The sequence below is a fragment of the Rhodococcus sp. T9N genome (genome assembly GCF_024436645.1).
GTDB lineage: Bacteria > Actinomycetota > Actinomycetes > Mycobacteriales > Mycobacteriaceae > Rhodococcus_F > Rhodococcus_F qingshengii.
Genome location: NZ_JAMSKS010000004.1, coordinates 63,208 through 89,571 on the forward strand (window position 1 = coordinate 63,208; position 26,364 = coordinate 89,571).

Sequence of the window (26,364 nt, forward strand, 5' to 3'; positions counted from 1 at the left end):
AGTTCAGCTGATTGCGTCGGCCGCCGCTTTGCGCGCTGCCACCGGATCACCGGTTGCCAGCACCGCCGCCGCAGCCGCCTCACATTGCGCCATGGTGACGGACCCGACCTTCGCTCCCACACCCACGACCGACGCCGCAGCGCACGACAGCGAGGAAACTCCGAGTCCGGCCAGAACACACGCCAACAGTGGATCGGCGGCCGCCTCACCGCAGACGCCGACGCGCTTGCCTGCCGCCTGACCGGCCTGGGCCGTACGTGCGACAAGGGCGAGCACCGCGGGCTGCCACGGATCGGTCAGGTCGGCGAGTTCGGAGGACATCCGATCAGCGGCCATCGTGTACTGAGCGAGGTCGTTGGTACCGATCGAGAGGAATTCGACGTGTTCGAGAATCTGGTCGGCCAACAGCGCCGCCGCCGGGATCTCCACCATCACACCGGGAACAAGATCGCGTGCCCGCACCGCATCGGCAAAACGTTTCGCCTCGGCCGGGGTGGCGATCATCGGTGCCATGACCCACGGCGACGAGTTGGTCGACGCCGCGGCTGCCGCGATCGCGTCGAGCTGGCGGTCGAGAATTCCCATGTCCTGCCAGGCGATTCGGACCCCACGAACGCCGAGGGCCGGATTCGCTTCCTCTTGATGGTTGGCGAATTTGAGCGGCTTGTCCGAACCCGCGTCCAACGTGCGAATGATGACCTTCTTGCCTGCGAAGGCCTCGAGAACTTCGGCGTAGATCGCCGCCTGCTCGTCTACGGTCGGTTCGGTCTCACGGCCGAGGAAGCAGAGTTCGGTCCGGAAGAGCCCGATGCCTCCCGCTGCGGTCAGCGCCGCGGCCCGAGCGCCGGCGCCGTCTTGAACGTTGGCGAGGACTTCTACCGGCCGGCCGTCCGACGTCCGGCCTGGTCCGGTCCACGTGCTGACGCGTTCACGATCGATCCGGGATTGTTCGACCAGTTCGCGCGCCTGCTCGGGATCGGGCTCCGCGATCACGTCGCCGGTGGTTCCGTCGATCAGAATCGGTGTTCCGGCCGCGATGGATTCCAGTTCCTTCGCGGCCACGATGCACGGGATGCCCAACTGCCTCGCGATGATTGCCGTGTGGCTGGTCGGGCCGCCGAAGATGGTCACGAGTCCGATGATCTTGGTTGCATCGAGGCCCGCGGTGTCCGCAGGAGCCAGATCGTCCGCGCACAGCACCGACGGCGTCTCGGGCATCGGAACTCCGGGTTCGGGCAATCCGGAGAGTTCGGCGATCACGCGGTCGCGGATGTCCTCGAGATCGGTGACGCGCTCGGCCATCACACCGCCGACCTTGGTGAACAGCACCACGAACTGCTCCGTCGCCGCGATCGCAGCCTGCACCGGGGGCACTCCGCCGGCGATCGACTTCTTTGCCGCCCCGATCCAGCCGCGATCGGCTGCCATCGCTGCGTTGGCCTGCAAGACCTCGGCGGCCGCGCCTGTGGCTTCGGCAGCCCGTCCGAGAAGGCGGTTCTCGACAGCCTTCGCTGCTGCGACGAAGGCGTCTGCAGCGGCCTCTCGATCGGCCTCGTCGAGTGCGGGCGCATCGGTGACGAGTTCTGGTCGGCTGGACGGCCAGATAGCCGGGCCGTAGGCAATTCCGGGCACGACGGGGGTGCCGTGCACGGTGATTCGGTTGAGCTGTTCGGTCATCTGTCCTCCTTGAGCGATGGGCCCGGTGTCACACCGGATCACCTCGAGCGCGTAAAGCCCTCACCTTCGTTGTGACGAAGATTACTCCCAAGTCTTGACATGTCAACACACTCGGGCGTAAAACAACATAAAGCAACATTCACTGTGATCCACAACGCACCGTCGGATCACATTTCGGAATCGGAGAGCACGTGTACGCGGAAGAACGCCAACAAGCGATCGGCACCATGGTGTCGCAGCGCGGACGCATGTCCGTGGCGGCGCTGTCGGAGACCTTCGGTGTGACCACCGAGACCGTGCGTCGCGATCTGGCCTTCCTCGAGCGGATCGGACAGATCAGGCGTGTACACGGCGGCGCCGTTCCGACCGGATCCCTCCACGTGACCGAACCGGGCATGGCGGAACGCGATCAGACCCGCGCGCAACAGAAGGACCGGATCGCCCGCTGCGCGGTCACCTATCTCCCTCCTACCGGCGGCAGCGTCATCTTCGACGCGGGCACGACCACGGGCCGCATGATCCCCGAACTTCCGACCGAGAACGACTTCACGGCCGTGACCAATTCCGTGCCGATCGGCGCACGACTGGCATCGATGAACTCGATTTCCCTGATCCTGCTCGGCGGACGAGTACGCGGGGTGACGCAAGCCGCGGTCGGCGAGGACGCTCTGCGCCTGCTGAGCACGTTGCGGGTCGACGTCGCCTTCGTCGGAACCAACGCGATCAGCGTCGGGCACGGACTCTCCACCCCGGACAGCGAAGAGGCCGCCGTCAAACGAGCGATGGTCAAGGCCGCCAATCACGTTGTCGTGGTGGCCGATTCCAGCAAAGTCGGCCGCGAGCACTTGATCAGCTTCGCACCACTCGACAGCATCGACGTCCTCATCACCGACGAAGAGATCAGTCCCACAGACACATCCGAGTTCCACGACCACGGAATCGAGGTGGTGATCGCATGATCGTCACACTGACAGCCAACCCGAGTATCGATCGGACCGTACAACTCGAGCAACGGCTCGAACGAGGCTCCGTCCTACGCGCCCACTCCACTCGCAGCGACCCCGGCGGCAAGGGGGTCAACGTGGCGCGTGTTCTCGCCGCAGCCGACCTCGACGTGCTCGCGGTGCTGCCGGGAAACGGTGGTGACCCTCTGCTCTCGGCGCTCGCAACCGGTGGGATTCCCCACATCGGCGTCGCCACAACGGGTCCGGCTCGCACCAACATCACCATCGCGGAACCGGACGGGACCACGACGAAGATCAACGAACCGGGCGCAACGCTGTCCGGTTCGACACTCGACGCCCTGGCACAGGAGTTGATCGCCCGCGCCGATACCGCACTGTGGTTCGCGCTGTCCGGCTCACTGCCTCCCGGCGTTCCGCTGGGGTGGTACTGCGAACTGGTCGCCGCGCTGCGCGATCACCCGTGCAAGGTGGCGGTCGACACCTCGGACGCCCCGCTGACGGCACTCGCCGAATGCTTCCCCGGCTCGGCACCTGATCTGCTCAAACCCAACGGCGAGGAACTCGCGCAACTGACCGGCGTCGACGGCCACGTCCTCGAACGTGCTGCCGAGAACGGTGATCCCGGGCCTGCAATCACGGCGGCACAGCGATTGGTCGATCGCGGCGTCGGCAGTGTGCTCGCCACACTCGGCGCAGCCGGTGCCGTCCTCGTCACGTCCGACGGCGCGTGGATCGCCACCGCTCCCCCGATTGTCGCAGTCAGTACCGTCGGCGCAGGCGATTCGTCGCTGGCCGGCTACATCCTCGCCGAAGCGGGCGGCAGCTCGGAATCCGAGCGGCTACGTCACGCGGTCGCCTACGGAAGCGCCGCTGCCTCCCTTCCCGGCACAACCCTTCCCACACCCGAACAGATCGATCTGGCAGCGGTTTCGGTATCTGCAGCAGATGCCGCCTCTCCCATCCCCGTCCCCACCGAACTCGCCTGACGCCCTAAGGAACCTGACATGTCCGATACCACCGCAGCCGGCAGTTCCGGCCCGGAGATCATCAGTCCCGAACTGATCTCACTCGACACCGACCTGGGTTCGACCAAGGAAGATGTCATTCGTTCTCTCGCAGCGCGATTGACTGCAGCGGGGCGGGCGAGCGACGCCGCTGGACTGGTCGATGCCGCACTCGCTCGCGAAGCGCAGTCCGCGACCGGACTGCCCGGCGGAATCGCAATTCCCCACTGCCGCGCCGAGGCTGTCTCGTCCGCGTCCCTGGGGTTTGCTCGACTCGATCCGAAGGTCGACTTCGGTGCACCCGACGGCCCCGCCGATCTGGTCTTCCTGATCGCGGCACCCGAAGGCGCCGGAGCCGAACACATGAAGCTGCTCTCCTCCTTGGCCCGAGCACTCGTCAGGCCCGCGTTCGTCACGTCACTTCGTGAAGCGTCGACGCCGGACGAGATCGTGAGACTGGTCGACGAGGTACTCAACCCCGCGCCGAAGGATCCTGCAGCAAAGGCTGCGGCAGCGACACCCCCGGCACCTGTTTCCACCGGGAAACGCGCTACCGAGGAGACCCCGGCACCAGCGCCCGCGGAGCGTCACATCGTCGCGGTCACCGCCTGCCCGACCGGAATCGCTCACACCTACATGGCGGCGGACTCACTCGTCGCCGCGGGTGAACGCGCCGGCGTCAAGGTGCACGTCGAAACCCAAGGTTCGAGCGGAAGCACCCCCCTTGACCCTTCGGTGATCGCGGGAGCCGCCGCGGTCATCTTCGCCACCGACGTCGGAGTGAAGGGCCGCAAACGATTCGCCGGTAAGCCCGTCGTCGCTTCCGGTGTGAAGCGGGCAATCAACGAGCCGGACAAGATGCTCGCAGAAGCGTTGCGCGCCTCCGAGAATCCCGCCGCCGCCACCGTTGACGGCACCGCCGCAGCGGCCGCGGATTCCGATGCCGGTTCCGTAGGGTTCGGCACCCACCTCCGTCAGGTCCTCCTGACCGGTGTCAGCTACATGATCCCGTTCGTCGCGGCCGGCGGTCTGCTGATCGCACTCGGCTTCCTGCTCGGCGGATACGAGATCTCCGGTCCGGCCAAGGACATCGTTCTCAACAACTCGATCACCAACCTTCCCGACGGTGGTCTGGCCACCTATCTCGGCGCAGTGCTGTTCCAGATCGGTTCGTTGGCATTCAGCTTCCTGGTGCCCGCGTTGGCCGGCTACATCGCCTTCGCCATCGCCGACCGGCCTGGCATCGCTCCCGGCTTCACAGCCGGCGCGGTCGCCGTGTTCGTCGGTGCCGGTTTCATCGGCGGCTTGGTCGGTGGTCTCATCGCCGGTGTCGTCGCGCTCTACATCGGCCGGATCGCCGTCCCGCAGTGGCTGCGAGGCCTGATGCCGGTGGTGATCATTCCGCTGTTCGCGACGCTGGTCGTCGGAGCACTGATGTTCATCGTCCTCGGGCGTCCGCTCGCCGCGATCACCTCCGGTCTCACCGACTGGCTCAACGGACTGTCCGGCAGCTCGGCCATCTTCCTCGGCATCATTCTCGGCCTGATGATGTGCTTCGACCTCGGTGGACCGGTCAACAAGGCGGCTTACGCCTTCGCCGTCGCCGGACTCAACGTCAACGACCCGGCCACTTTGCGCATCATGGCGGCTGTCATGGCTGCCGGTATGGTTCCGCCGCTTGCCATGGCACTTGCCTCGACGGTGCTGCGTCCCAAGCTCTTCAGCGAAGCCGAACGGGAGAACGGAAAGGCTGCCTGGTTGCTGGGTTCGGCATTCATCTCCGAGGGCGCGATTCCGTTCGCCGCTGCCGACCCGCTTCGCGTGATCCCCTCGATGATGGCGGGCGGCGCGGTCACCGGCGCGCTGATCATGGCTTTCGACGTCACTCTCAGCGCCCCGCACGGCGGGATCTTCGTCTTCTTCGCAGTCGGCGGAATCGGCTGGTTCCTGGTCTCGCTCGCCGCGGGAACCGTGGTAGCTGCGCTCGCCGTCGTCGGAGCCAAGGAGTTCTTCCGCAAGGGGCCGTCCGATGCCGAACTCGACCCCGAAATCGTGCCCGCTGCGGCATGATCGACAGCAGGCAACACTGCAGTCACCACCTGAGTCACCAGATCTGCCCGAACACCCCATAACGTCCGCAACGACAGTTCTACAACGAGGAGATCCCATGCCCAGCAAGACAGTTGCCGTCGGTTCCGCAGTCGGCCTCCACGCCCGCCCCGCCGCTCTCATCGCCGAAGCAGTCGGAGCCTCCGGCGCCACGGTCACCCTCGCAGTCGCCGACGGCGAACCCGTGGATGCAGGTTCGGCACTGATGATCATGACGCTCGGAGCCGCCAAGGACACCGAAGTAACCATCGAGTCCGACGACGCCGACGCACTCGCCAAGGTCGCCGAGCTGGTAGCCGCTGATCTCGACGCCTGACCCGATGTCAGTCGGTGCTGTGTAGCGGGCCGGACACTCTCACGGAGTCAGTGCGAGTGTCCGGCCCAGCCAGTCCATTTCGAGTTCCAGAGCAGTGCCCCACACATCACCCGAGTGCCCGCCGGGAAGGGTGTAGTAGTCCACGTTCATGTCGGCGGCGCGTGCAGCCTCGAACATGATCTCCTGCTGAGGGCGGTAGATGTCGTCGTCCTCACCCGCGACAAATACACCCGACAACTGCGGATACCGATTCTGCGCCATCAGGTCTCGGGCGTTGACCGCGTCGAACGCGCTTTCGTCACCGTCGAACATGGCCGCCACGGTGTCCTCGTGATCACCGGTCGACGGTTCGTCCTGGCCGGAGAAGTCCAGGAACGACGGGTATCGGTCCGGGAAGTTCACGGCCATCTCGATCGCGCATGTCCCGCCGTAGGAGAACCCACCGATAGCCCATTGCGCAGCGTCCGGATTCACTTGAAGGTTCGATTCGATCCAGTTCGGGACGTCCTGGTCCAGATACGTCGCGACGTTGCCGAGCGCAGAATCCATGCAGCCGGGGTTGGCGTCGTAGTCCCCCAACGCGTCGGGCACCACCACGACGGGAGCAAGCCCGGAATGCCTCGACGCATAGGCGTCGACGGTGGTCGCGAGCCGGCCACTGTCCAGCCAGTCGCTGGGGCTGCCGGGCTCACCCGCCACCAACACCAGTACGGGCAACTCGGCACGCGGATCGGCAAGATAGGCCGGCGGGAGATACAGCGTCGCAGGCCTCGCGTCGAATCCCGAAACGTTTCCTGGAATCGCCGCTTCCGTCACGACACCGTTGCTCGGCATCCGCACCGGAACCTGCCAATGAGTTTCGGTGGGCAGTCCCCGTTGAACCCAAGGTTCGGCCCCGGGGAGCGAATCGAAGGCAACGTTCTCGACCGAGCCCACCGGCCAGTGCCCGACCAGTGAGCCGAGTGTGGGATAGGTGCCGGTCTGCGCGTTGACCTGACCCACTGCGACGATCGCGGCCAGCCCGGCGAATGCCGTCACCGAAAGGCCACGCGCAAGCCCTGGGCGCCGAAGGAGAACGAGTGCGGCGCCGATGACTCCGAACATCGCCAGCGCTATCCAGACAAAATTCGACACCGGTAGCTGCGCGGGCAGCGGCCGAAAGCTGAGCCACACGAACGTCGCACCGGTGGCTGATCCGAGCACTGACAGACCTAGCGCGACCAACGCGGCCCGACGCGGCAACCACCGAAGCAGAAGCAACGTGCCGACGCCGACGATGACGGAACCCACGAGCAGCGCTGCGGTGATGTGTCCGTGCTCGAGTGACATACGCGAGAGCCGCGTCAGGAGTTGATGCCCGTGCATTCGTTCCAGTATCCACATCTACCGTCGGTCTGCGAATTCGTGGAATTATCGGGAATCAGCGGCGTCGTCGAAATCTCACGAATGCCGCGCCCCCGATCGCACATCCTGCCGCGACCAACCCGGCCCACACGAATGTCCACGGATCGACCCCGACACCGACCGAACCGGCAGACGAGTCAGCCGTCGCTTCTGTCGCGTCCACGAGCGCTCGCATCACGTACACCGGAGGCAACGCTCCGCCGGCAGATTCCGAACCGATCAGAACATCGCCCGCATCGTTGAATGCCACCGCCTCACCCTGAGGCTCCTTCGGGAGCGGGATCCGCAGCGGTTCGGTACCGGTGAGCGTCGCGCCGATTCCGCCGTCCACGACTTCGTACAGGTACAGGTCGGAGTAACTCCGAAGTGCGATCGCCGAACCGTCCGACGACACCGCTCCCCCGGTGAACATCACCGACACGGGCTTCTCCGGTCCGAGGGACACGGCTCCGACGCGCTCGAGCGGCGTCGGGCCGGGCTGCGCCAAGTCACTCAGTTTCTGATCCCCGATCGGTGTGTAGACACTGCTTTCGCCGAACAATTCCTTGGTCACGACAAAAACGTGGCCGTCGGGGTCTAGCAGTATCGACTCGGTGTCGTGCGCACCGTCCGGGTACGTGAGGCGGTGCAACGTACCGTCACCGGAATCGAGGTCCATCGTGATGAACGCCACTGTTTCGCGGGTCCGGAGGTTGTCACCGGTGTCCGACAGAACGAGCGTTCGCCCACTCACCGCAAGATCTTCGACGTCGTAAGGATCTATCGGGACCGGAATCTGTTTCTGGACAACACAGTTCAGGTCCATTTCGAATACGAAGTCGTCACTGCCGCCGTCGCCCATCGCGTAGATCCGATCGTCGACGACGACCATCCCCGACAACTCCTGGAGCGCAGGATCGGTAGGCGTACAGAGTGGGGCGAACTCGCTCGGTTCGAACGACGACGCCTGTGCGAGCGCTCCGGGAAGCAGTGCGGTTGCCGTAGTCGCAGCAATCACCGCGACCACGGCCCCGAAACTACGCACTAGGTGCGTACTCGACCAATGCCGAGGCCAACATCTGTGGCACGCGTGCGTGCACCCGCGTGCCGGCCTCTTCGTGAGTCGATTCCAAAATTGTTCCGTCCGAGTGGATTCGAGCCATCAAGTCACCGCGCGTGTACGGCACCAGCACGTCGACCTCGACCTCCGGCCGAACCAGCACCTCGCTGAGATGTGCTCGTAGTTCGGCGATTCCCTCACCCGTACGCGCCGAGACGAACACGGCACCAGGCAACAGACCACGCAGTTGCGTCAACGTAACCGGATCTGCCGCGTCGATCTTGTTGACCACGATCAACTCCGGCGGAGCCTTCGAATCCGTCTCGCGCAGAACATCGGTGACGACTTCCCGCACAGCCTTGATCTGTTCTGTCGGCAACGGATCCGAACCGTCGACGACGTGCAGCAGCAGATCCGCGTCGGTTACTTCCTCGAGAGTCGAGCGGAATGCCTCGACCAACTGAGTCGGCAGGTGTCGCACGAAGCCGACCGTGTCGGTGAGTACGTACTCGCGGCCGTCGTCGAGTGCTGCGCGGCGAGTGGTCGGGTCCAAGGTGGCGAACAACGCGTTCTCCACGAGCACACCCGATCCGGTGAGCGAATTGAGCAGACTCGACTTGCCCGCGTTGGTGTATCCGACGATGGCGATCGACGGGATGTCGCTCTGCAGTCGACGTGTGCGCTTGGTGTCGCGAGCGGCCTTCATGCCCTTGATCTCGCGGCGTAGTTTTGCCATGCGCTCACGAATACGACGGCGGTCCGTCTCGATTTTCGTTTCACCGGGACCACGCAGACCCACACCGCCGTTACTGCCGGCACGGCCACCGGCCTGGCGCGACATCGACTCGCCCCAACCACGCAGACGCGGGAGCATGTACTCCATCTGAGCAAAAGCGACCTGCGCCTTACCCTCACGCGAAGTGGCGTGCTGAGCAAAGATGTCGAGAATCAGAGCTGTCCGGTCGATGACCTTGACCTTGACGATCTTCTCCAGCGCCGTGAGCTGCGCCGGCGTCAGCTCACCGTCGCAGACGACGGTGTCGGCACCGGTCGCCAGCACAACTTCGCGCAGTTCCTGCGCCTTGCCGGAACCGATGTAGGTGGCAGCGTCAGGTTTGTCGCGACGCTGAACCAGTCCTTCGAGGACCTCGGAGCCGGCCGTCTCGGCAAGTGCGGCCAACTCGGTCATGCTCGCCTCGGCCTGCTCGGCAGTTCCCTGCGTCCAGACGCCGACCAGGACAACTCTTTCGAGTCGAAGCTGGCGGTACTCGACTTCGGTGACGTCCTCGAGCTCGGTCGACAGACCGGCCACGCGGCGCAGGGCGCCGCGATCTGCGAGTTGCATCTCACCGGTCGACGGGTTGCCCGATGCGGACGCTGCCGTGTATTCGGCTTGCGCGTACTCGGACTGCTCGTGAGCGGTGGACTCTTCGTTTTCATGTGTGTTCGTCATACAAGATCCATGGTCCCACGAAACCTGGCCACGGTGCATCCGTATTTCCTGCAGGCGTATTTCCCGCGGGCGATATCACACAAGCGATTGCCACCAGGCATCGCTGATCGTCCCGTTCGCCACCAGAACCGAGGGCCCCCGCAACGACCCTTTGCCGCCTTCGACGGTGACCTGCACCTCGCCACCGAGCACGCGCACCAGTACCGAGCCTTCATCGCGGCCGTCGTACCTCAGCGCCGCGGCCGCCGCTGCGACCGTTCCGGTTCCGCAGGAACGAGTCTCGCCCACACCACGCTCGTGTACGCGCATGTGGACCCCACCGTCGTGGATCGGCGTCACGATCTCGATGTTGACCCCGTGCGGGAAGAACCCGGGATCGAAGCCCGGAGAAACACTCAAATCGAGCGCACTCAACACTTCTGCCGTCACGTGCTCGTCGACACACGCCAAATGCGGATTACCGACGTCGATCCCGACGCCGGCGAAGACGCGGCCGTCGATTGTTGCCGAGCTGGTGCCGAGGTCCTTGATCGGGCCCATCGCCACGGTCACGTCACCATGCGTGGCGTCGTAGCCGTGCACCACGACCGGACGCGCTCCGGCGCGGCTGCCGACCACGAACTCGTCCTTGCTCTCCAAGCCCGAGGCCTTGAGATAGTGGGCGAATACGCGAACGCCGTTTCCGCACATCTCGGCAATGGAGCCGTCGCTGTTGCGGTAGTCCATGAACCAGTCTTCGGCAGCGACGCCGTCGGGCAGCGCACCGAGCACGCCCGCGTCCGCAAGTGCGCCTGCCCGGGCGACACGAAGGATGCCGTCGGCGCCGAGGCCACGCTGACGATCACACAACGCTGAAACTCGCGCCGACTCGAGATCGATCCGAACGTCGAGGTCAGGGAGAACAACGAAGTCGTTCTGCGTGCCGTGGCCCTTACTGAAATCCATGGTCGCCATCCTATCCGGACCTACCGAGCGACTTACGCAGGTGACGCGGTGACCACGACGTTCTGTTCGTACGTGAAGCCGGACGGCAACGAGGGGTCGGGCACGGTTGCGCCGCCGCAGGTCACCAGGACAAGCCTGGGCGCACCGGATTCGGAGAAGAACTCCGCAGGCAAAGCCACCTTTTCGTACAACTTCAGGCTCGCTGCGTGATAGGTGAACATCGTTCCGGTGTCGTCACTGACATAGATCGGTGTTCCAGGCTTCATCTGGTGCAGCCCCCACAAGGCGCCGTGCGTGCGGTCACCGTCGTCGACGTGGCCGGCAACAAGATTGGTACCCTCCGAAGATCCGAACTGCACGCCGTTGGTGAAATGCGAAACCTTGTCAGGATGCGGAAGGATCATTCCGCGGTTGGCGCCGAACCCACTGGTCACGATGTCGGCTCGCACATCCAGATCGGGAATCGCGAGCGTGTTCGGCGGCAGATCCGTTGGCGCAGGCGCCCACGTCGCCCCTGGATCGGTTGGGGCTCCCACATCGAAGGGCGCTTCGGGAACAGGTGCGCTGATGGGCTTCCCGGCCGCACTCACCGCAAAGTAGATCAGTACCCCGCCGACCGTGAGAAATGCGACGAGCAGAAGAACCAGCGGTAGCCGACCCGCGCGTCGACGTTTCGGATGCGCGTGCGCCGCGGTCTGCGCCATGCTCGTTGACCTCCAGTTCATCGCTCGCGAAACCGATCGATCGCGAAATAGCTAACTGTAAGATAGCTGATCCGCTCGATCGTGTTACAGACCGCGATCTGCGAGCGCCGCGAAGGCGGAGTTGGGCAGCTCCGGATCGGCACCGTCGAGCCAGTGCACGCGTGCGTCACGACGGAACCATGATCGTTGTCGGCGAACATAGCGCCGTGTCCCGATGAACGTCCGTTCGAGTGCTTCGGCCAGATCGTATTCACCGTCGAAATGTGCGAGCACCTGTGCGTAGCCGATGGCTCGCGGCGCGGTGACGCCATCACGCAATCCTTGCTCGACGAGCACGGCAACTTCGTCGACAAGTCCGTCTGAAAACATCAGCTCTGTTCGCAACCGAATCCGGGCGTCGAGTTCTTCCGTATCCCGATCCACGCCGAGAATGCGGGTTCCCCATCGAGGGTCACCGATCTGCGGCGCCGAGGCCGCGAACGGCAGACCTGTCAGCTCGACGACCTCGAGCGCCCGAACCATCCGCCGACCGTCCGTCGGCAGTATCGACGCCGCTGCTACCGGATCAGCAGCAACAAGCGCCGTATGCACCGCACCGACCCCTCCTTCGGCGAGCACCGCCTCCCACTTCGCACGAACCTCGGGATCGGTTGCCGGAAAGGACCATTCGTCGAGCAAAGACTGGACGTACATCATGGATCCGCCGACGATCACCGGAACCTTGCCCGCCGCGATCAGATCCTCGGCGATCGCGATCGCGTCGCTTTGATAACGCGCGACGGTGGCGGTCTCCTTCACATCGAGAACGTCGAGCAGGTGATGCGGAATCCCACGGCGCTCGGCCGGTGTCAGTTTGGCGGTCCCGATATCCATGCCGCGATAGAGCTGCATCGCGTCGATGTTGATGATTTCACCGCCGAATTCCTCGGCCAGTGCCAACGCGAGATCGGACTTTCCCGACGCTGTCGGACCGACAACTGCGATCGGGCGAAGTTCTTCAGGGACGTTCACGGCCGCCACGTCCCGACGTGGTAACCGACGCCGAACGGCGCATCGCTGTAGTCGACCGTCGCGCGAGGATGGGCCGACCGAGACGAGCACGTAAAGACACCGGCCAGGACCTGCCACGCCGCGCGCCCCTGGGCTCCGACACTGCGGCAGAGCCGCGGATCGAGAGCAAGCAGCGCCTCCGGGTCCCCGGCCGTCAGGGCGTCGTCGATGGCCGACTGCACACCCGCGGCGCGCTCGTCGAAGCTTCCTGGCGCCTTTGCCGTCAGCGTGGACGCACCGTCAGCAACGATCAGAAGCCCTTGCGGTCGGTTGTCGCTGTCGAGTTGCTTGCGCAGCTGCTGCCCGAATTCACGACATTCATTCGCCGACGCCTTTGCACTGACGACGTGCATGTCGACGGTTATCTCCACGTCTGTTCGGCCACGCAACCAGCCGGCAACAAGGGCGCACAGTTCGAGAGATGGCACCGGTTCGCCTGCCGCATCCGCGTCCAGTGACGTCCGGACATCGGCGCCGAATCCAGCGAACGTACCGATCTGCCCACGTCCGACGCCCGATCGCCAGAGTTCGCCTGCTGCTTTCTCGGGTTCTGCATTCTCGGGGCCGACACCGACGCCCACCCAGTGCACCGCCTCGTGAGCGAGCCGGCTCACGGCGGTTGTCGCTGCAGCACGCACCTGAGCGGACTCGGCCGAATCACCGGACAATTCCGGCACGAGTAACGGCGCCGAGGGGACGAGAACAGCGGAAGTCAACACAGTTGCCACGCTAGTCGACCCCGAGGTGGCGACCTCACACCCTCTTACCTGATTCAATAGTCGGAGAACGTGAGTACCGGGTTCAATGGAACCAGGAATGCGATCAGGCAGCCGTGACGCGCGGCAGAGACGAGGACCGATGACCGAGAACAGTGAACCCACCACCGGCGCCGACAGCAGTTCGGCCAGCCCGAGCCCGGCAGCACCCAAACCCGGCGCTCCCAAACCTGGTGGACCACGCCCCGGTGCGCCCCGCCCCGGAGCACCTCGCCCCGGACCAGCAGCCTCGCATGCCGTCACCGCCGCACCGGCCAGCGACCCGAGCAAGTTCGGACGCGTCGAGGAAGACGGAACCGCCTGGGTGAAGACCGCTGACGGTGAACGTCAGATCGGTTCGTGGCAGGCCGGCGACGCCACCGAGGGCCTCGCCCATTTCGGTCGTCGCTACGACGACCTCGCGACCGAGGTCTCGCTACTCGAGGCGCGACTGACGTCGGGCGCCGGAGACGCCAAGAAGACCAAGGCTGCCGCCATCGCTCTGTCCGAATCCCTCTCGACCGCTGCAGTGATCGGTGACCTCGACGCTTTGGCTCGCCGACTCGACGTGATCGTTGCCGGTTCCGACGAGGCCGCAGCGCACGCGAAGGAAGAGAAGGAACAGTCGCGCGCGGCAAGCACCGCCCGCAAGGAGGCCCTCGCAGTCGAGGCCGAGCAGATCGGCTCGGAGTCGACCCAGTGGAAGACCGCGGGTGATCGACTGCGCGAGATTCTCGACGAGTGGAAGACGATTCGCGGAATCGACCGCAAGGTCGACGACGCGCTGTGGAAGCGGTACTCCAAGGCTCGCGAGTCCTTCAACCGACGACGTGGAGCGCACTTCGCCGAACTCGACCGGGATCGTGCGAGCGCCCGTTCGACGAAGGAAGAACTGGTCGAGCGCGCCGAGAAGCTGTCGACCTCCACTGAATGGGGACAGACCGCCGGGGAATTCCGCGATCTGCTCAGCGAGTGGAAGGCTGCCGGCCGCGCACCGCGCGAGGCCGACGACAACCTGTGGAAGCGCTTCAAGGGCGCTCAGGACGTGTTCTTCGCCGCGCGCAACGCTGCTGCATCCGAGCGCGACGCCGAATTCGAGCAGAACGCAGTCGCGAAGGAAGAGCTGCTCGCTGCGAACGCGAACATCGACCCGGCGCACGGACTCGAGAATGCTCGTGCAGCGCTTCGCGACCTGCAGGAGAAGTGGGACGCGATCGGCAAGGTGCCGCGCGACCGAATGCAGGAACTCGAAGCGAAGCTCCGGGCCATCGAAACCAAGGTGCGCGACGCGGTCGACGCCGAGTGGCGTCGCACCGATCCGGAAGCACTTGCCCGGGTCGCGCAGTTCAAGGAGCGGGTGAGCCAGTTCGAGGAGCAGGCCGCCAAGGCTCAGGCTGCCGGCAAGACGAAGGACGCCGAGAAGGCTCTCGCTCAGGCCAAGCAGTGGCGTGAGTGGGCCGAAGCTGCCGAAAGCGCCGTCAACGAGTAATCGACGACGAGCTGTAAAGACAACAAAAACGCCGGCTGACTCCGAAAGGAGTCAGCCGGCGTTGTCTTGTGCTTTGGACGGACGGCCTGCTGTGTCAGCCGACGTTCCATTCCTGATGCTTCTCGGCTTCGGCCGCAGCGATCCGGCGTTGCTCCTCGGCAGCGAGCTGAATGTTGGTTCGTGTCCAGACCACCTTGAGCCAATGGAACGTCAAGAACACGACGGCAAACCATCCGATGATCAGCCCGATCGACGGTCCTGCCACATTGAAACCGGCGGGAATGGTCTGACGCGACCAGACGGCCATCATGCCGAGAGCGCTCGCCACGGCACTGCCGGCGAGTGCGACCCAGGCCAGACTCCAACGCCGCGTGACCAGCGCGAGCATCGAGAATCCGATGCCGAAGATGACGACGAACCACACGAACAAGCGTGAGAACAGTGCAATCCGTTCGGTTTCCGCGTCCTGGTTGTACGCGAGCACATCCCAGCCGTTCGCAACTCCCGCATGGGGCAGGGCAAGGGTGCCGACCAGCACGAGCACCGCAACCGCGACAACCATGGCGCGCACACCCGGATCGATTTCTCCCGCGACCTTGCGTTCCGCGTCGTCGAGATCCTTGCGGTAGCCCTCGAAGGCGTCGTCGCCCGGCTGTGGTGTCGTGTTCTCGTGTTGCGAGGTCATGCGTTGCATCCCATCTGAACGGGTTGTGGGGCCGGGGCACCGATCTTCGGTAGTCCGAGACCTACGCCGATGGGCGGGGTCTTGGGTGTGATGCCCTTTTCGAACGAATCACCGGCGCGGGTCCGACGGTGCGTGAGCACTCCGTCATCTGCCACGAGGTGATGAGGGGCTCCGTGGGTGACGACGACCGTCACCACGTCACCGGGTCGGATTGTGCCGTCGAGGTTTCCCTCGGGGCGGAAATGCACCAGGCGACCGTCTCGCGCGCGACCACTGAGACGTTGAGTCGCCGCGTTCTTCCGACCCTCCCCCGCTGCCACCAAGAGTTCGACCTCGGTGCCGACGAGCTTGCGATTCTCCTCGATGTTCACTTCTTCCTGAACGGCGAGCAATCGCATGTAGCGTTCCTGGACAACCTCTTTGGGAAGCTGATCGGCCATCTCCGCCGCCGGCGTGCCCGGGCGCTTGGAGTACTGGAAGGTGTAGGCGTTGGAGAATCGCGCCTTACGCACGACGTCCAGCGTCTCCTCGAAATCCTCCTCCGTCTCCCCCGGGAACCCGACGATGATGTCCGTGGTGATGGCGGCGTGCGGCATTGCGGCGCGCACCTTCTCGATGATCCCGAGGTACTTCGACTTGCGGTACGAGCGCTTCATCGCTTTGAGAACCTTGTCCGAACCGGACTGCAACGGCATGTGCAGCTGCGGGCAGACGTTGGGAGTGGTTGCCATCGCTTCGATGACGTCGTCAGTGAATTCTGCCGGGTGCGGCGATGTGAACCTCACCCGTTCGAGGCCGTCGATGTGTCCACATGCCTTCAAGAGGGAGGCGAAGGCTCCGCGATCGCGCGGTTGTTCCGGATCGGCGAACGACACGCCGTAGGCATTGACGTTCTGTCCGAGCAGGGTTACTTCCGAGACACCCTCGTCGACGAGTGCCTGCACCTCGGCCAGAATGTCGCCGGGACGTCGATCCACTTCCTTGCCACGCAGGGCCGGAACGATGCAGAACGTACACGTGTTGTTGCAGCCCACCGAGATGGAAACCCAACCTGCATAAGCAGATTCGCGCTTGGCTGGCAGTGTCGACGGAAACGCCTCGAGTGCGTCGAGGATTTCGACCTCGGCGCGCTGATTGTGACGCGCACGATCGAGCAGCGCGGGCAGCGAGCCGATGTTGTGAGTGCCGAAGACGACATCGACGAACGGCGCCTTCTTGACGACGGTGTCACGATCCTTCTGCGCCAGGCACCCGCCGACCGCGATCTGCATGTCGGGGTTCGCCTCCTTGTTCGGGGCGAGCTGGCTGAGGTTGCCGTACAACTTGTTGTCCGCGTTCTCGCGGACCGCACACGTGTTGAAGACGACAAGATCAGGATCGGTTCCGGTCTCCGCCTTCGAATACCCGGCGTCCTCGAGCAGACCGGACAGTCGCTCGGAATCGTGGACGTTCATCTGACAGCCGTACGTCCGCACCTCGTAGGTGCGAACAGACTTCGCAGTCGGCTCCGGAACTGCAGTCGGCTCCGGAAGTGCAGGGGACATTTCGTCGATCAGTGACACGCTTCAGCCTAGCTCACGTCCACTACGACGTGTAATAACGCCCTGATAAACAGCCGAAACGCGACATAAACGTCGTCACAGTAAAATTTCCATTACATATGGCAAGAACCATGGCGAAATCACGGGCGTCGACGCAAACTACGCCTAAGGTTCTCGTTTATGACCCAAGCCGACGATGCGACGACGCCGACCACCTCCGGCGATTCCACATCCATGATTTCGATGACCTCGGTGAACAAACACTTCGGGGAACTTCACGTCCTGCAAGAGGTCAATCTCGAAGTACCCAAGGGCCAAGTGGTGATCGTCCTTGGTCCGTCGGGCTCCGGTAAGTCGACTCTGTGCCGCACCATCAATCGCCTGGAACCCATCGACTCGGGCACCATCGCCGTCGACGGCAAGACGCTCCCCGAGGAGGGCAAAGCACTTGCCGCACTTCGTGCCGACGTCGGGATGGTCTTTCAGTCCTTCAACCTGTTCGCACACAAGACGATCCTCGAGAACGTCATGCTCGCACCGATGAAGGTCCGCAAGGCGAAGAAGGACGAAGCCAAGAAGACGGCGCAGGCATTGCTCGAGCGCGTCGGTATCGCCAATCAGGCCGACAAGTACCCGGCGCAGCTTTCCGGCGGTCAGCAACAGCGTGTCGCGATTGCTCGCGCTCTTGCGATGCAGCCGAAGGTGATGTTGTTCGACGAGCCCACCTCCGCTCTCGATCCCGAGATGGTCAACGAGGTCCTCGACGTCATGACTTCCCTCGCCAAGGAAGGCATGACCATGCTCGTGGTCACGCACGAGATGGGATTCGCCCGCAAAGCCGGCGATCGTGTGCTGTTCATGGCTGACGGCCAGGTCGTCGAAGACACCACGCCCGAAGAGTTCTTCACCCATCCCAAGTCGGATCGGGCCAAGGACTTCCTCGGCAAGATCCTCACGCACTGATTACAGTCTCCCCTCCGACAGTCCTGTCCTCGTCCACAAGACAACTTGCTCGACTGCACCGTTCACCTCGGCTGCACCGTTCATCTCGACTGCACTGTTCGTGTGTCGACAACTGAGAGGATCTTCATGAAGATCAATCGTTCCGTCCGTTTCGGAATCGGAATCATGGCCATCGCGTTCGCTGCCACGGCCTGTGGCGGCGGCGAGGAGAACAAGTCGATCACCGAGAGCGCTTCCGACGGCACTCTCACCGTCGGCATCAAGTTCGATCAGCCCGGCCTCGGTCAGCGCAACCCTGACGGCACCTTCTCCGGCTTCGACGTCGAGGTAGCCCGTTACATCGCAAACGAACTGGGCGTAAAGCCCGAAGGCATCACCTTCAAGGAATCTCCGTCAGCCCAGCGCGAGACCCTGATCCAGAACGGCGAGGTCGACTACATCGTCGCGACATACTCGATCACCGACACGCGCAAGGAAAAGGTCAGCTTCGGCGGCCCGTACTTCATCGCAGGCCAGTCGCTGCTCGTTCGCTCCGACAACACCGACATCACCGGCCCCGATTCCCTGACCGGCGGCAAGAAGCTCTGCTCGGTGTCGGGTTCGACTCCGGCGCAGAACATCCAGGACAACTACGCCAAGGATGTCCAGCTCCAGCCGCTCGACACGTACTCCGCTTGTGTCGAGGCTCTGCGTAACGGCGCTGTCGACGCTGTCACCACCGACGACATCATCCTCGCCGGCTACGCTGCCCAGTACCCGGGCGAGCTGAAGGTAGTCGGAGAACCGTTCACGACCGAAAAGTACGGCGTCGGCCTGGCCAAGGACGATTCCGAGGGTCGCGGCAAGATCAACGACGCCATCGAGAAGATGATCTCCACCGGCGCATGGGAAGAAGCCTTCAACAACACCGTTGGCGCTTCGGGCTACCCCATCCCGGCACCGCCCACCGTTGATCGTTACTGACCTGCTTTTTTCACCGTCAATCTCGCTGCGGCTCCCCACTTCGGGAGCCGCAGCGCGTGACGCCACCAACGGAGATCCCGTGATCTGGGGAGACGGCAAGTGAACCTTCTGAGCAAGTACGGCGACCAGATTCTGGAAGCCTTCTGGACCACGATCCAGCTGACGTTCTTCTCCGCGATCGGCGCCGTCATCATCGGTGTCCTGATTGCGGCAATGCGCGTGTCACCGGTCCCGGTCGCCCGATTCCTGGGTACCGCGTACGTGACCGTGTTCCGAAACACCCCCCTGACACTGATTCTGCTGTTCTGCCTGTTCGGTCTTTCGCAGACGCTCGGAGTCAACCTCGCCAAGTCGGACTCACCGACGTTCTTGACAGACAACAACTTCCGACTCGCCGTACTCGGCCTCAGTGTCTACACCGCCGCGTTCGTGTGTGAGTCACTTCGATCGGGAATCAATACCGTTCCGGTCGGCCAGGCCGAAGCGGGCCGATCACTCGGTCTGTCGTTTGCACAAAATCTTCGGCTGATCGTCTTGCCTCAGGCTTTTCGCGCGGTCACAGCACCGCTGGGTAGCGTGCTGATCGCACTGACCAAGAACTCGACCATCGCCGCGGTGATCGGCGTTTCCGAAGCGTCAGCGCTGATGAAGAAGATGATCGAGAACGAAGCCGCGATCTTCGTCGTCGGTGGAATCTTCGCTGTCGGTTTCGTGATCCTGACACTTCCCATGGGCTTGATCTTCGGCAAGCTGAGCAAGCGATTCGAGGTTTCACGATGAGCAACCGCGCAACAGTTCTCTACGACGCGCCCGGTCCGAGAGCGCGAAATCTCTACCGATTCGCGTCCCTTGTCGTCGCCGCACTCATGGTGGCAATCGGGTACGTCGTCTACCGCGCGCTCGACGAAAAGGGCCAGCTGACAGCAGCGAAGTGGGATCCGTTCCTCGAATCCACCTCGTGGACAACGTATCTGATACCCGGTATCCGAGGGACGTTGATCGCGGCTGCGATGTCCATCGTCTTCGCGCTCATCCTCGGTTCTGCCCTGGGTATCGGTCGACTCTCCGAGCACAACATCATTCGGAAGATCTGCGGCGTCATCGTCGAATTGTTCCGCGCGGTACCGGTGCTGATTCTGATGATCTTCTCGTATCAGGTGTTTGCCGAATACGAAGTCTTCAAGTCGAAGTACCTCGCACTCGCCGCAGTCGTGGTGGGCTTGACCCTGTACAACGGTTCCGTGATCGCCGAGATCGTCCGCGCCGGAATCAACTCACTCCCCCGTGGGCAAAGTGAGGCCGCCAAGGCACTTGGCATGCGCAAGACGCAGATCATGGTGACAATCCTGCTCCCCCAAGCGGTTACCGCCATGCTCCCGGCCCTGATCTCGCAGATGGTCGTGGCGCTGAAGGACTCCGCCCTCGGTTACCTGATCGGGTATGTCGAGTTGGTGCGTCAGGCCCAACAGCTCGGCACCTTCTACGGAAACTTCTTGCCGGCGCTCATCGTGGTCGCAGCGATCATGATCGCTCTCAACTCGGCTCTGACCTTCCTGGCAACCAAGGTGGAGAAGCGCCTGCGTTCGGGAAAGCGAAAGGGCAAGGGCCCCATCGCGGCGCCGTCCGCCGACCCCGCCGTTTCGGTTCCGGGCATGGACTTGACCAAGCCGTGAATCAGATGGAGCCGTGAGTCGAATCCAGCCGCGTTAGCGCGAATACACAACAGGGCGGGGGTACCACCGAATTTCGGTGGTACCCCCGCCCTTTTGTTCTGAATGCTGCACTTCGCTACGAGTCGGTGACCGCCGCCATCTCGGCTTTGACCACCTCGTAGGACATCCCCGCTGAATATCCCTTGCGTGCCAGCATCGAGACCAGTCGACGCGTGGCCTTGTCGCGATCATCGACGGGCTTGTTCTTCAGCTTCCGCCGAACCAGCTCCGCTGCTCGCTCGCGTTCATCTTCCGGATCGATCTGTGACAACGCTTCGGAAGCGGTGTCCTGGTCGATTCCTTTGAGCCGCAACTCGACTGCAAGCGCACGCTTTCCCTTGCCCGAGTACGTATGCCGCGAATGAACCCACTGGTTCGCGAAGTCCGCGTCGTCGATCAACCCGATTTCCTGGAGTCGATCGAGGACCTTGGCAATGATCTCGGGCTCGAAGCCGCGCCCGCTCAGCTTGGTTTCCAGCTCGGAACGACTGCGCGCCCGGTCGGTCAGGAGGCGTAGGCAAGCATCTTTGGCCTGCGCCTCCGTCCCACCTTCTGCGCGTTGCGACGGCTTCTCGGATCGTTGACGGGATCGACGCCGAGGAGCGCCGTACTCTTCACGAGCATTCTCGCCGTTGTCACCGTCGTCGAAGCTCATGACTGAACTCAGAAGTCGGCGGGAGCTTCGTCGGTTGCAGTGACGTCAGCACCGATACCGAGCTTTTCCTTGATCTTCTTCTCGATCTCGTCGCGGATATCGGTGTTCTCCAGCAAGAACTTACGAGCATTTTCCTTGCCCTGACCCAACTGGTCACCTTCGTAGGTGTACCAGGAGCCGGACTTGCGGATGAACCCGTGCTCGACACCCATGTCGATGAGCGAGCCTTCCTTGCTGATGCCCTGGCCGTAGAGAATGTCGAACTCGGCCTGCTTGAACGGCGGCGCGACCTTGTTCTTGACGACCTTGACGCGAGTGCGGTTACCCACTGCGTCGGTACCGTCCTTGAGAGTTTCGATACGACGGATGTCGAGGCGGACCGAAGCGTAGAACTTCAGTGCCTTACCACCGGTGGTGGTTTCGGGAGAACCGAACATCACACCGATCTTCTCGCGAAGCTGGTTGATGAAGATGACGGTGGTGCCCGAGTTGTTCATGGCACCGGTGATCTTGCGCAGCGCCTGGCTCATCAGTCGAGCCTGCAAACCGACGTGGCTGTCACCCATCTCGCCTTCGATCTCGGCGCGAGGAACAAGAGCGGCCACGGAGTCGATCACGACGATGTCGAGGGCGCCTGAACGGATCAGCATGTCGGTGATTTCGAGGGCCTGCTCACCCGTATCGGGCTGCGAGACCAGGAGTGCATCGGTATCGACGCCCAGCTTGGCTGCATAGTCGGGATCGAGTGCGTGCTCCGCGTCGATGAACGCCGCGATGCCGCCGTTGGCCTGAGCATTGGCAACTGCGTGCAGTGCCACGGTGGTCTTACCCGAGGACTCCGGGCCGTAGATCTCGATGACGCGGCCACGCGGCAGTCCGCCGATACCCAGCGCGACGTCGAGCGCGATGGAACCGGTGGGAATGACGGCGATGGGCTGGCGGACACCCTCACCCAGGCGCATCACCGAACCCTTGCCGAAGTTCTTGTCGATCTGCGCCAACGCGAGGTCGAGTGCCTTGTCCCGATCAGGTGCCTGTGGTGCCATCGTGATCCCCATCCTTGTTTCAGTCTTCAGTGCCTGCCTGAGCAGACTCCGTCTCTTCAGCGCCTGCCTGAGCCGACCCTGTTGGTGTGTTGCGATCAGAGTAGATCCGGCCACCGACAGACTTTTCGATCTTGCTTTAGCGCTTGTCGATCACTGTGCTTTGTCGATAACCGAAAGTTCGCAGTTACGAAAGGAGCGTCACCACCGAACAGCTTCAGCATAGACGAACACGTGTTCGAACAGAAGATGGGAGACGTTCGACACGCCGAAGAATCAGCGGCGGGCGGGTGGTACGTCGAACTCCACACAGAGCGCACGCCACACCTCGCGAGGCTCCCAGCCTGCTTCGACGGCCTCCGCGGCAGTCATTCCGTCGAGACTCTGGAGTACATGGTCGATCAGCATCGAGTCGCCTCGTACCTGCCCGAACTCTTCGCGCACCATTTCATGAAATTCGGTCAACCGCACAGCCGCCACCGTAGTCCACAGAGCGGTGCACCTGCATTCAGGCGCAACGTGCTCACGCCGTCACACCACCGTTGACCACCTGTCGGCACACCGCCACCGGATCGGTGACCTGCGACGCAGTCGCGGCAGCCGCTCTCGCAGCTTCCGCGAATCGTTTGTCGGAGAGCACCTGCAGTACGGCATCGCGAATCGACTGAGCATCTGCGGGCCGCACGATCACCGACGTCCCTGCCCGCGCAGCGCGATTGGCCAACTCCCACTGGTCCCCGCCCCCGGGAACGACGACCGTCGGCACGCCGGCCAGCAGGGCCTTCGCCAACATGCCGTGCCCGCCGCCACATACCAACACCGACGCGTCACGCAGCATCGCGTCCTGGCGTCCGAGACCTGCACGAACCCAATCAGGATGCTCACCTTCAGCCCCGTCGAGCATCGACGCGATCAGCCGCACACCGGCTCCGCCGAGTCCTTCGACCGTGCCCTCGAACATTCCCACTGCGCCGGTGTGCGCCGTGGAGGGCGCCACCATAACCAGCGGTTCGTCACCTGGCGGTGGATCCAGAATCACCTCGGTCGGCTCCCACAGAAGCGGTCCGACGACGTGAGCGCGCTCCGGCCAGTCGGGGCGAGGCACTTCGAGTGCCGGAAGTGTTGCGATCAGCCGCGCTTGCGGACCGGGATCCAGAGCGGGCAGTCCGACACCGACACGGGCCTGGGATCGCTGGGCCAACCCTTGCTTGATCGAACGTCCCGTCGCTGCGCGCATCAGGGTATCGCGGAGTCGACCACGAATTCCGACGCCGGGAGCGAGCCCACTGCCGATCGGCGGCAACCCCCGTGAAGGTGAGTACAGCGGGTGAGGCGAGAGTTCCACCCAGGGGATGCCAAGTCTTTCGGCGGCCAATCCGCCTCCGGCAGTGAGGATGTCGGAAACGACGAGATCCGGGGAGACGGACTTCAGGTCGGGAAGCAGTTCGGTGGAAATATAGGCGGCGCGCGAATGAATCCGAGCGCCTGCATCAAGATCGTCGTCTCCCGGCCGCGGGGCCAAGCCCTTGAGCGGCTCGGCTTCCACGCCGGCTGCTCGCGCTGCCTCGACCCACCGGGTCCCCGTGTACAGGATCGGTTCGTCGCCGGCCTGGATCAACGCCAGCGACAACGCTATTGCGGGAAAAGCATGACCCGGGTCCGGCCCGGCAACAACGGCTACACGCACCGGATCAGAGTGTCACACCGAGTGAAAGGCCTGTTCCGCCGCACCCAGTGCGCGTTCGCGATCCGAAGCCACCAATCCGATTCTCGTCCTGCGATCGAGGACGTCGTCGACGTCGAGGGCGCCTTCATGCGACACCGCGAAATCGAACTCGGCACCGCAGATCTCCAAGTCCGCAACCGACCGGAGACGATCGCCGCTCGCCGCGGCAACGACCTCGGCCTCGGTGCCGTATCGCGCCACCAATGACGCGGGTGCCTTGATCTTCTTCAATTCCGCCGGTGATGCAGCGCCTACCAGCGGCAACGCGCGTGTCCGACATGCCCCGGCGCTCAGCGACCCGACCTCGACCGCAGCGTCGACGGCGTCTTCGGCCATCTTGCGGTACGTCGTGAGTTTTCCGCCTACCACCGTGACCAAGCCCGAGTCCGAACGGACTACCGCGTGATTGCGCGAGAGGTCGGCCGTCGAGCCTTCACCGGTGTCCAGCAGCGGACGCAGACCCGCGAAGGTCCCCAAGACGTCCCCACGGGTCAGCGGAACTTCCAACGCCGTGTTCACGGTGTCGAGCAGGAAGTCGATCTCGTCCTCGGACGCCGTCGGGACGTCTGGCACCGGTCCCGGAGCTGCTTCGTCGGTCAACCCGAGGTAGATCCGGCCGAGCTGCGCGGGCAGGGCGAAGACGAAACGGTTGGTCTCGCCGGGAATCGGCACGGTCAGCGCTGCCGTGGGGTTCCCCAATCGCGCTGCATCGAGCACCAGGTGCGTCCCGCGGCTTGGGCGCAGGGTGATGCTGGAGTCGACCTGATCAGCCCAGACACCGGTCGCATTGACCACGACGCGGGCACGCATCAAGAACTCGGATCCGGTCAACTCGTCGCGCAAGGTGGCCGACGTTCCGGATACGTCGTGAGCACCGACGCGCGTCAGGATTCGCGCGCCGTGCGACGCTGCGGTTCTGGCGATACCGACGACGAGGCGGGCGTCGTCGATGAGCTGCCCGTCGAACGCGGTCAAGGCGCCTCGTAGGTTTTCCCGCTTGACCGCGGGAGCCAATTCGCGCGCCCGCGCAGCGCTGACCGTCCGTGATCTGGGCAGCACCGAAGCCGGGGTTCGCGCCGACATGCGCAGAGCGTCACCGGCCAGGAAACCGGTACGCACCAGGGCCTTCCCGAAGAACGACGTTTCGGGCAATAGCGGTACGAGTTGAGGCATGGCGCGAACGAGGTGCGGCGCGGTGCGCGTCATGAGAATGCCGCGCTCGACCGCACTTTCACGCGCTATACCGACATTGCCGGAAGCCAGGTACCGAAGGCCGCCGTGTGCCAGTTTCGAACTCCAGCGGCTGGTGCCGAACGCGAGGTCGTGCTTTTCGACCAGCGCAACACTGAGTCCACGAGTCACGGCGTCGAGAGCGACACCGACACCGGTGATTCCGCCGCCGATCACCAGGACGTCGACCGAATCGCCGTTCGCCAACTGCTCGAGTTCACGAGTACGCCGTTGTGCGTTGAGCGCTGAATCGCTGCCTGCTGAATCTAGGGGGCTCACAGCTATTCTCCCGAATTCTTGACGGGTGCCAGATAAGCAGCGACCGCATATCGAAGTTGCTCGACCGACGCATCGGAGGAAAGCTCCGGCTCGAGAGTCGGCGCAGAAATGACGACGGACTGAGCCATCAGTAGAACCATCGCCGCGATCTCGTTGACGCTTCCCTCGCGAATCGAACCATCCTGTTGGCCGGCCGCGACAACGGACGTGATCAGCTCGAGAATCGACTTCTGGCTCGCGCCGAGCCGGTCCACGATGTAGGTCGTCAGCAATTCTTGATCAGCTTGCCGAATTTTCACGAAGAGCGGATGGTCGCGAATCTGGCCGACGACGTCACCGATCGCCTCCACGAGCAACGTGCCGGCAGACCCGTTGAAGGTCACCTCGGGCAGCACCGATCGGATCTCCCGGGTGAGCAGGTCCGCGACGACAGCTCGCGTGTCCGGCCATCGCCGGTAGACCGTCGGTCGGCTCACGCCGGCGCGACGCGAGATCTCGGCAAGTGTGGTTCGCTGCATTCCGAAATCGAGGACACACGACCTTGCTGCGTCGAGAATCACGTCGTCGATCTCGCGGCTGGGGATGCGCTGACCATCTGCCTTGCGAGGGGCAAATGAGTCATCTGCGTTACGGATTACCATCGTGTGTAACACAATA

Annotated in this window: 25 protein-coding genes; 9 read left to right on the forward strand and 16 right to left on the reverse strand. The window is 63.7% G+C overall.

The genetic code is table 11. The features are described 5' to 3' along the window. Positions 1 to 3: 3 nt before the first annotated feature. Positions 4 to 1,677, reverse strand: a complete 1,674-nt coding sequence (locus tag M1L53_RS09005; RefSeq protein ID WP_054188525.1) for a putative PEP-binding protein — start codon at positions 1,675 to 1,677, stop codon at positions 4 to 6. 191 nt (positions 1,678 to 1,868) lie between these two features. On the opposite strand from M1L53_RS09005, the gene M1L53_RS09010 reads away from it, so the two are divergent. The 4 genes from M1L53_RS09010 to M1L53_RS09025 all read left to right on the forward strand — a co-directional run bounded on the left by M1L53_RS09010 (position 1,869) and on the right by M1L53_RS09025 (position 6,071). Continuing rightward, positions 1,869 to 2,636, forward strand: a complete 768-nt coding sequence (locus tag M1L53_RS09010; RefSeq protein WP_003942134.1) for a DeoR/GlpR family DNA-binding transcription regulator — start codon at positions 1,869 to 1,871, stop codon at positions 2,634 to 2,636. After that, positions 2,633 to 3,628 carry a 1-phosphofructokinase family hexose kinase gene (locus tag M1L53_RS09015; RefSeq protein WP_054188526.1) on the forward strand — a complete coding sequence of 332 codons (996 nt, stop codon included), beginning with the start codon at positions 2,633 to 2,635 and terminating at the stop codon, positions 3,626 to 3,628. The genes M1L53_RS09010 and M1L53_RS09015 overlap by 4 nt, the downstream gene beginning before the upstream one ends. 18 nt (positions 3,629 to 3,646) lie before the next feature. Next, positions 3,647 to 5,716 (forward strand): fructose-specific PTS transporter subunit EIIC, encoded by a 2,070-nt coding sequence (locus tag M1L53_RS09020; protein ID WP_054188527.1) that lies wholly within the window; start codon positions 3,647 to 3,649, stop codon positions 5,714 to 5,716. Between the two features lie 97 nt (positions 5,717 to 5,813). Continuing rightward, entirely contained in the window at positions 5,814 to 6,071 is a 258-nt protein-coding gene (locus M1L53_RS09025) for an HPr family phosphocarrier protein (RefSeq protein ID WP_003942144.1), read from the forward strand. Positions 6,072 to 6,110: 39 nt separating this feature from the next. Here M1L53_RS09025 and M1L53_RS09030 read toward each other — a convergent pair whose 3' ends face one another. The 7 genes from M1L53_RS09030 to M1L53_RS09060 form a co-directional block, all read right to left on the reverse strand. Next, positions 6,111 to 7,436 carry an esterase family protein gene (locus M1L53_RS09030; RefSeq protein ID WP_030535547.1) on the reverse strand — a complete coding sequence of 442 codons (1,326 nt, stop codon included), beginning with the start codon at positions 7,434 to 7,436 and terminating at the stop codon, positions 6,111 to 6,113. 55 nt (positions 7,437 to 7,491) lie between these two features. Further along, positions 7,492 to 8,481, reverse strand: a complete 990-nt coding sequence (locus tag M1L53_RS09035; protein ID WP_232319096.1) for a hypothetical protein — start codon at positions 8,479 to 8,481, stop codon at positions 7,492 to 7,494. A gap of 10 nt (positions 8,482 to 8,491) precedes the next feature. Beyond that, complete coding sequence (hflX, locus tag M1L53_RS09040; protein ID WP_003942213.1) at positions 8,492 to 9,967, reverse strand: GTPase HflX; 1,476 nt, start codon at positions 9,965 to 9,967, stop codon at positions 8,492 to 8,494. 75 nt (positions 9,968 to 10,042) lie between these two features. Then, entirely contained in the window at positions 10,043 to 10,912 is an 870-nt protein-coding gene (gene dapF / locus M1L53_RS09045; RefSeq protein WP_054188586.1) for a diaminopimelate epimerase, read from the reverse strand. A gap of 32 nt (positions 10,913 to 10,944) precedes the next feature. Continuing rightward, positions 10,945 to 11,616 (reverse strand): class F sortase, encoded by a 672-nt coding sequence (locus M1L53_RS09050; protein ID WP_054188529.1) that lies wholly within the window; start codon positions 11,614 to 11,616, stop codon positions 10,945 to 10,947. An 84-nt stretch (positions 11,617 to 11,700) separates the two neighbouring features. Next, entirely contained in the window at positions 11,701 to 12,636 is a 936-nt protein-coding gene (gene miaA, locus M1L53_RS09055; protein WP_007735177.1) for a tRNA (adenosine(37)-N6)-dimethylallyltransferase MiaA, read from the reverse strand. After that, a complete protein-coding gene (locus tag M1L53_RS09060) occupies positions 12,624 to 13,385 on the reverse strand; it encodes a class III extradiol dioxygenase subunit B-like domain-containing protein (RefSeq protein ID WP_054188530.1) in 762 nt (253 codons plus the stop codon). The genes miaA and M1L53_RS09060 overlap by 13 nt, the downstream gene beginning before the upstream one ends. Before the next feature lie 139 nt (positions 13,386 to 13,524). On the opposite strand from M1L53_RS09060, the gene M1L53_RS09065 reads away from it, so the two are divergent. Further along, on the forward strand, positions 13,525 to 14,910 hold the full coding sequence (locus M1L53_RS09065) for a DUF349 domain-containing protein (RefSeq protein WP_003942193.1): 1,386 nt from the start codon (positions 13,525 to 13,527) through the stop codon (positions 14,908 to 14,910). 94 nt (positions 14,911 to 15,004) lie between these two features. Here M1L53_RS09065 and M1L53_RS09070 read toward each other — a convergent pair whose 3' ends face one another. Further along, positions 15,005 to 15,595 carry a hypothetical protein gene (locus M1L53_RS09070; protein ID WP_003942155.1) on the reverse strand — a complete coding sequence of 197 codons (591 nt, stop codon included), beginning with the start codon at positions 15,593 to 15,595 and terminating at the stop codon, positions 15,005 to 15,007. Continuing rightward, entirely contained in the window at positions 15,592 to 17,139 is a 1,548-nt protein-coding gene (miaB, locus tag M1L53_RS09075) for a tRNA (N6-isopentenyl adenosine(37)-C2)-methylthiotransferase MiaB (protein WP_047271495.1), read from the reverse strand. The genes M1L53_RS09070 and miaB overlap by 4 nt, the downstream gene beginning before the upstream one ends. A 231-nt stretch (positions 17,140 to 17,370) precedes the next feature. On the opposite strand from miaB, the gene gluA reads away from it, so the two are divergent. The 4 genes from gluA (at position 17,371) to M1L53_RS09095 (ending at position 20,735) form a co-directional block, all read left to right on the forward strand. Further along, entirely contained in the window at positions 17,371 to 18,099 is a 729-nt protein-coding gene (gene gluA, locus M1L53_RS09080) for a glutamate ABC transporter ATP-binding protein GluA (RefSeq protein ID WP_007735175.1), read from the forward strand. A 126-nt stretch (positions 18,100 to 18,225) separates the two neighbouring features. Next, entirely contained in the window at positions 18,226 to 19,062 is an 837-nt protein-coding gene (locus M1L53_RS09085; protein WP_020907523.1) for a glutamate ABC transporter substrate-binding protein, read from the forward strand. Between the two features lie 99 nt (positions 19,063 to 19,161). Continuing rightward, positions 19,162 to 19,842: an amino acid ABC transporter permease gene (locus M1L53_RS09090; RefSeq protein WP_019748198.1), complete on the forward strand. Its 681-nt coding sequence runs from the start codon at positions 19,162 to 19,164 to the stop codon at positions 19,840 to 19,842. After that, entirely contained in the window at positions 19,839 to 20,735 is an 897-nt protein-coding gene (locus tag M1L53_RS09095; protein WP_054188531.1) for an amino acid ABC transporter permease, read from the forward strand. The genes M1L53_RS09090 and M1L53_RS09095 overlap by 4 nt, the downstream gene beginning before the upstream one ends. A 115-nt stretch (positions 20,736 to 20,850) precedes the next feature. On the opposite strand, the gene recX is transcribed toward M1L53_RS09095, so the two are convergent. The 6 genes from recX to M1L53_RS09125 form a co-directional block, all read right to left on the reverse strand. After that, positions 20,851 to 21,429 carry a recombination regulator RecX gene (gene recX, locus M1L53_RS09100; protein WP_050655795.1) on the reverse strand — a complete coding sequence of 193 codons (579 nt, stop codon included), beginning with the start codon at positions 21,427 to 21,429 and terminating at the stop codon, positions 20,851 to 20,853. An 8-nt stretch (positions 21,430 to 21,437) separates the two neighbouring features. Beyond that, positions 21,438 to 22,475, reverse strand: coding sequence for a recombinase RecA (gene recA / locus M1L53_RS09105; RefSeq protein WP_007735170.1), 1,038 nt, complete (start codon positions 22,473 to 22,475; stop codon positions 21,438 to 21,440). A 273-nt stretch (positions 22,476 to 22,748) separates the two neighbouring features. After that, the gene (locus tag M1L53_RS09110) at positions 22,749 to 22,943 is read right to left on the reverse strand and encodes a DUF3046 domain-containing protein (protein ID WP_003942185.1); all 195 of its coding nucleotides are present in this window, start codon (positions 22,941 to 22,943) and stop codon (positions 22,749 to 22,751) included. A 52-nt stretch (positions 22,944 to 22,995) separates the two neighbouring features. Further along, positions 22,996 to 24,159, reverse strand: a complete 1,164-nt coding sequence (locus M1L53_RS09115; RefSeq protein ID WP_042450679.1) for a glycosyltransferase — start codon at positions 24,157 to 24,159, stop codon at positions 22,996 to 22,998. 12 nt (positions 24,160 to 24,171) lie between these two features. Beyond that, positions 24,172 to 25,707: a glycerol-3-phosphate dehydrogenase/oxidase gene (locus M1L53_RS09120; protein ID WP_054188532.1), complete on the reverse strand. Its 1,536-nt coding sequence runs from the start codon at positions 25,705 to 25,707 to the stop codon at positions 24,172 to 24,174. Between the two features lie 2 nt (positions 25,708 to 25,709). Continuing rightward, positions 25,710 to 26,348, reverse strand: coding sequence for a TetR/AcrR family transcriptional regulator (locus M1L53_RS09125; protein WP_050655792.1), 639 nt, complete (start codon positions 26,346 to 26,348; stop codon positions 25,710 to 25,712). Between the last annotated feature and the right edge of the window lie 16 nt (positions 26,349 to 26,364).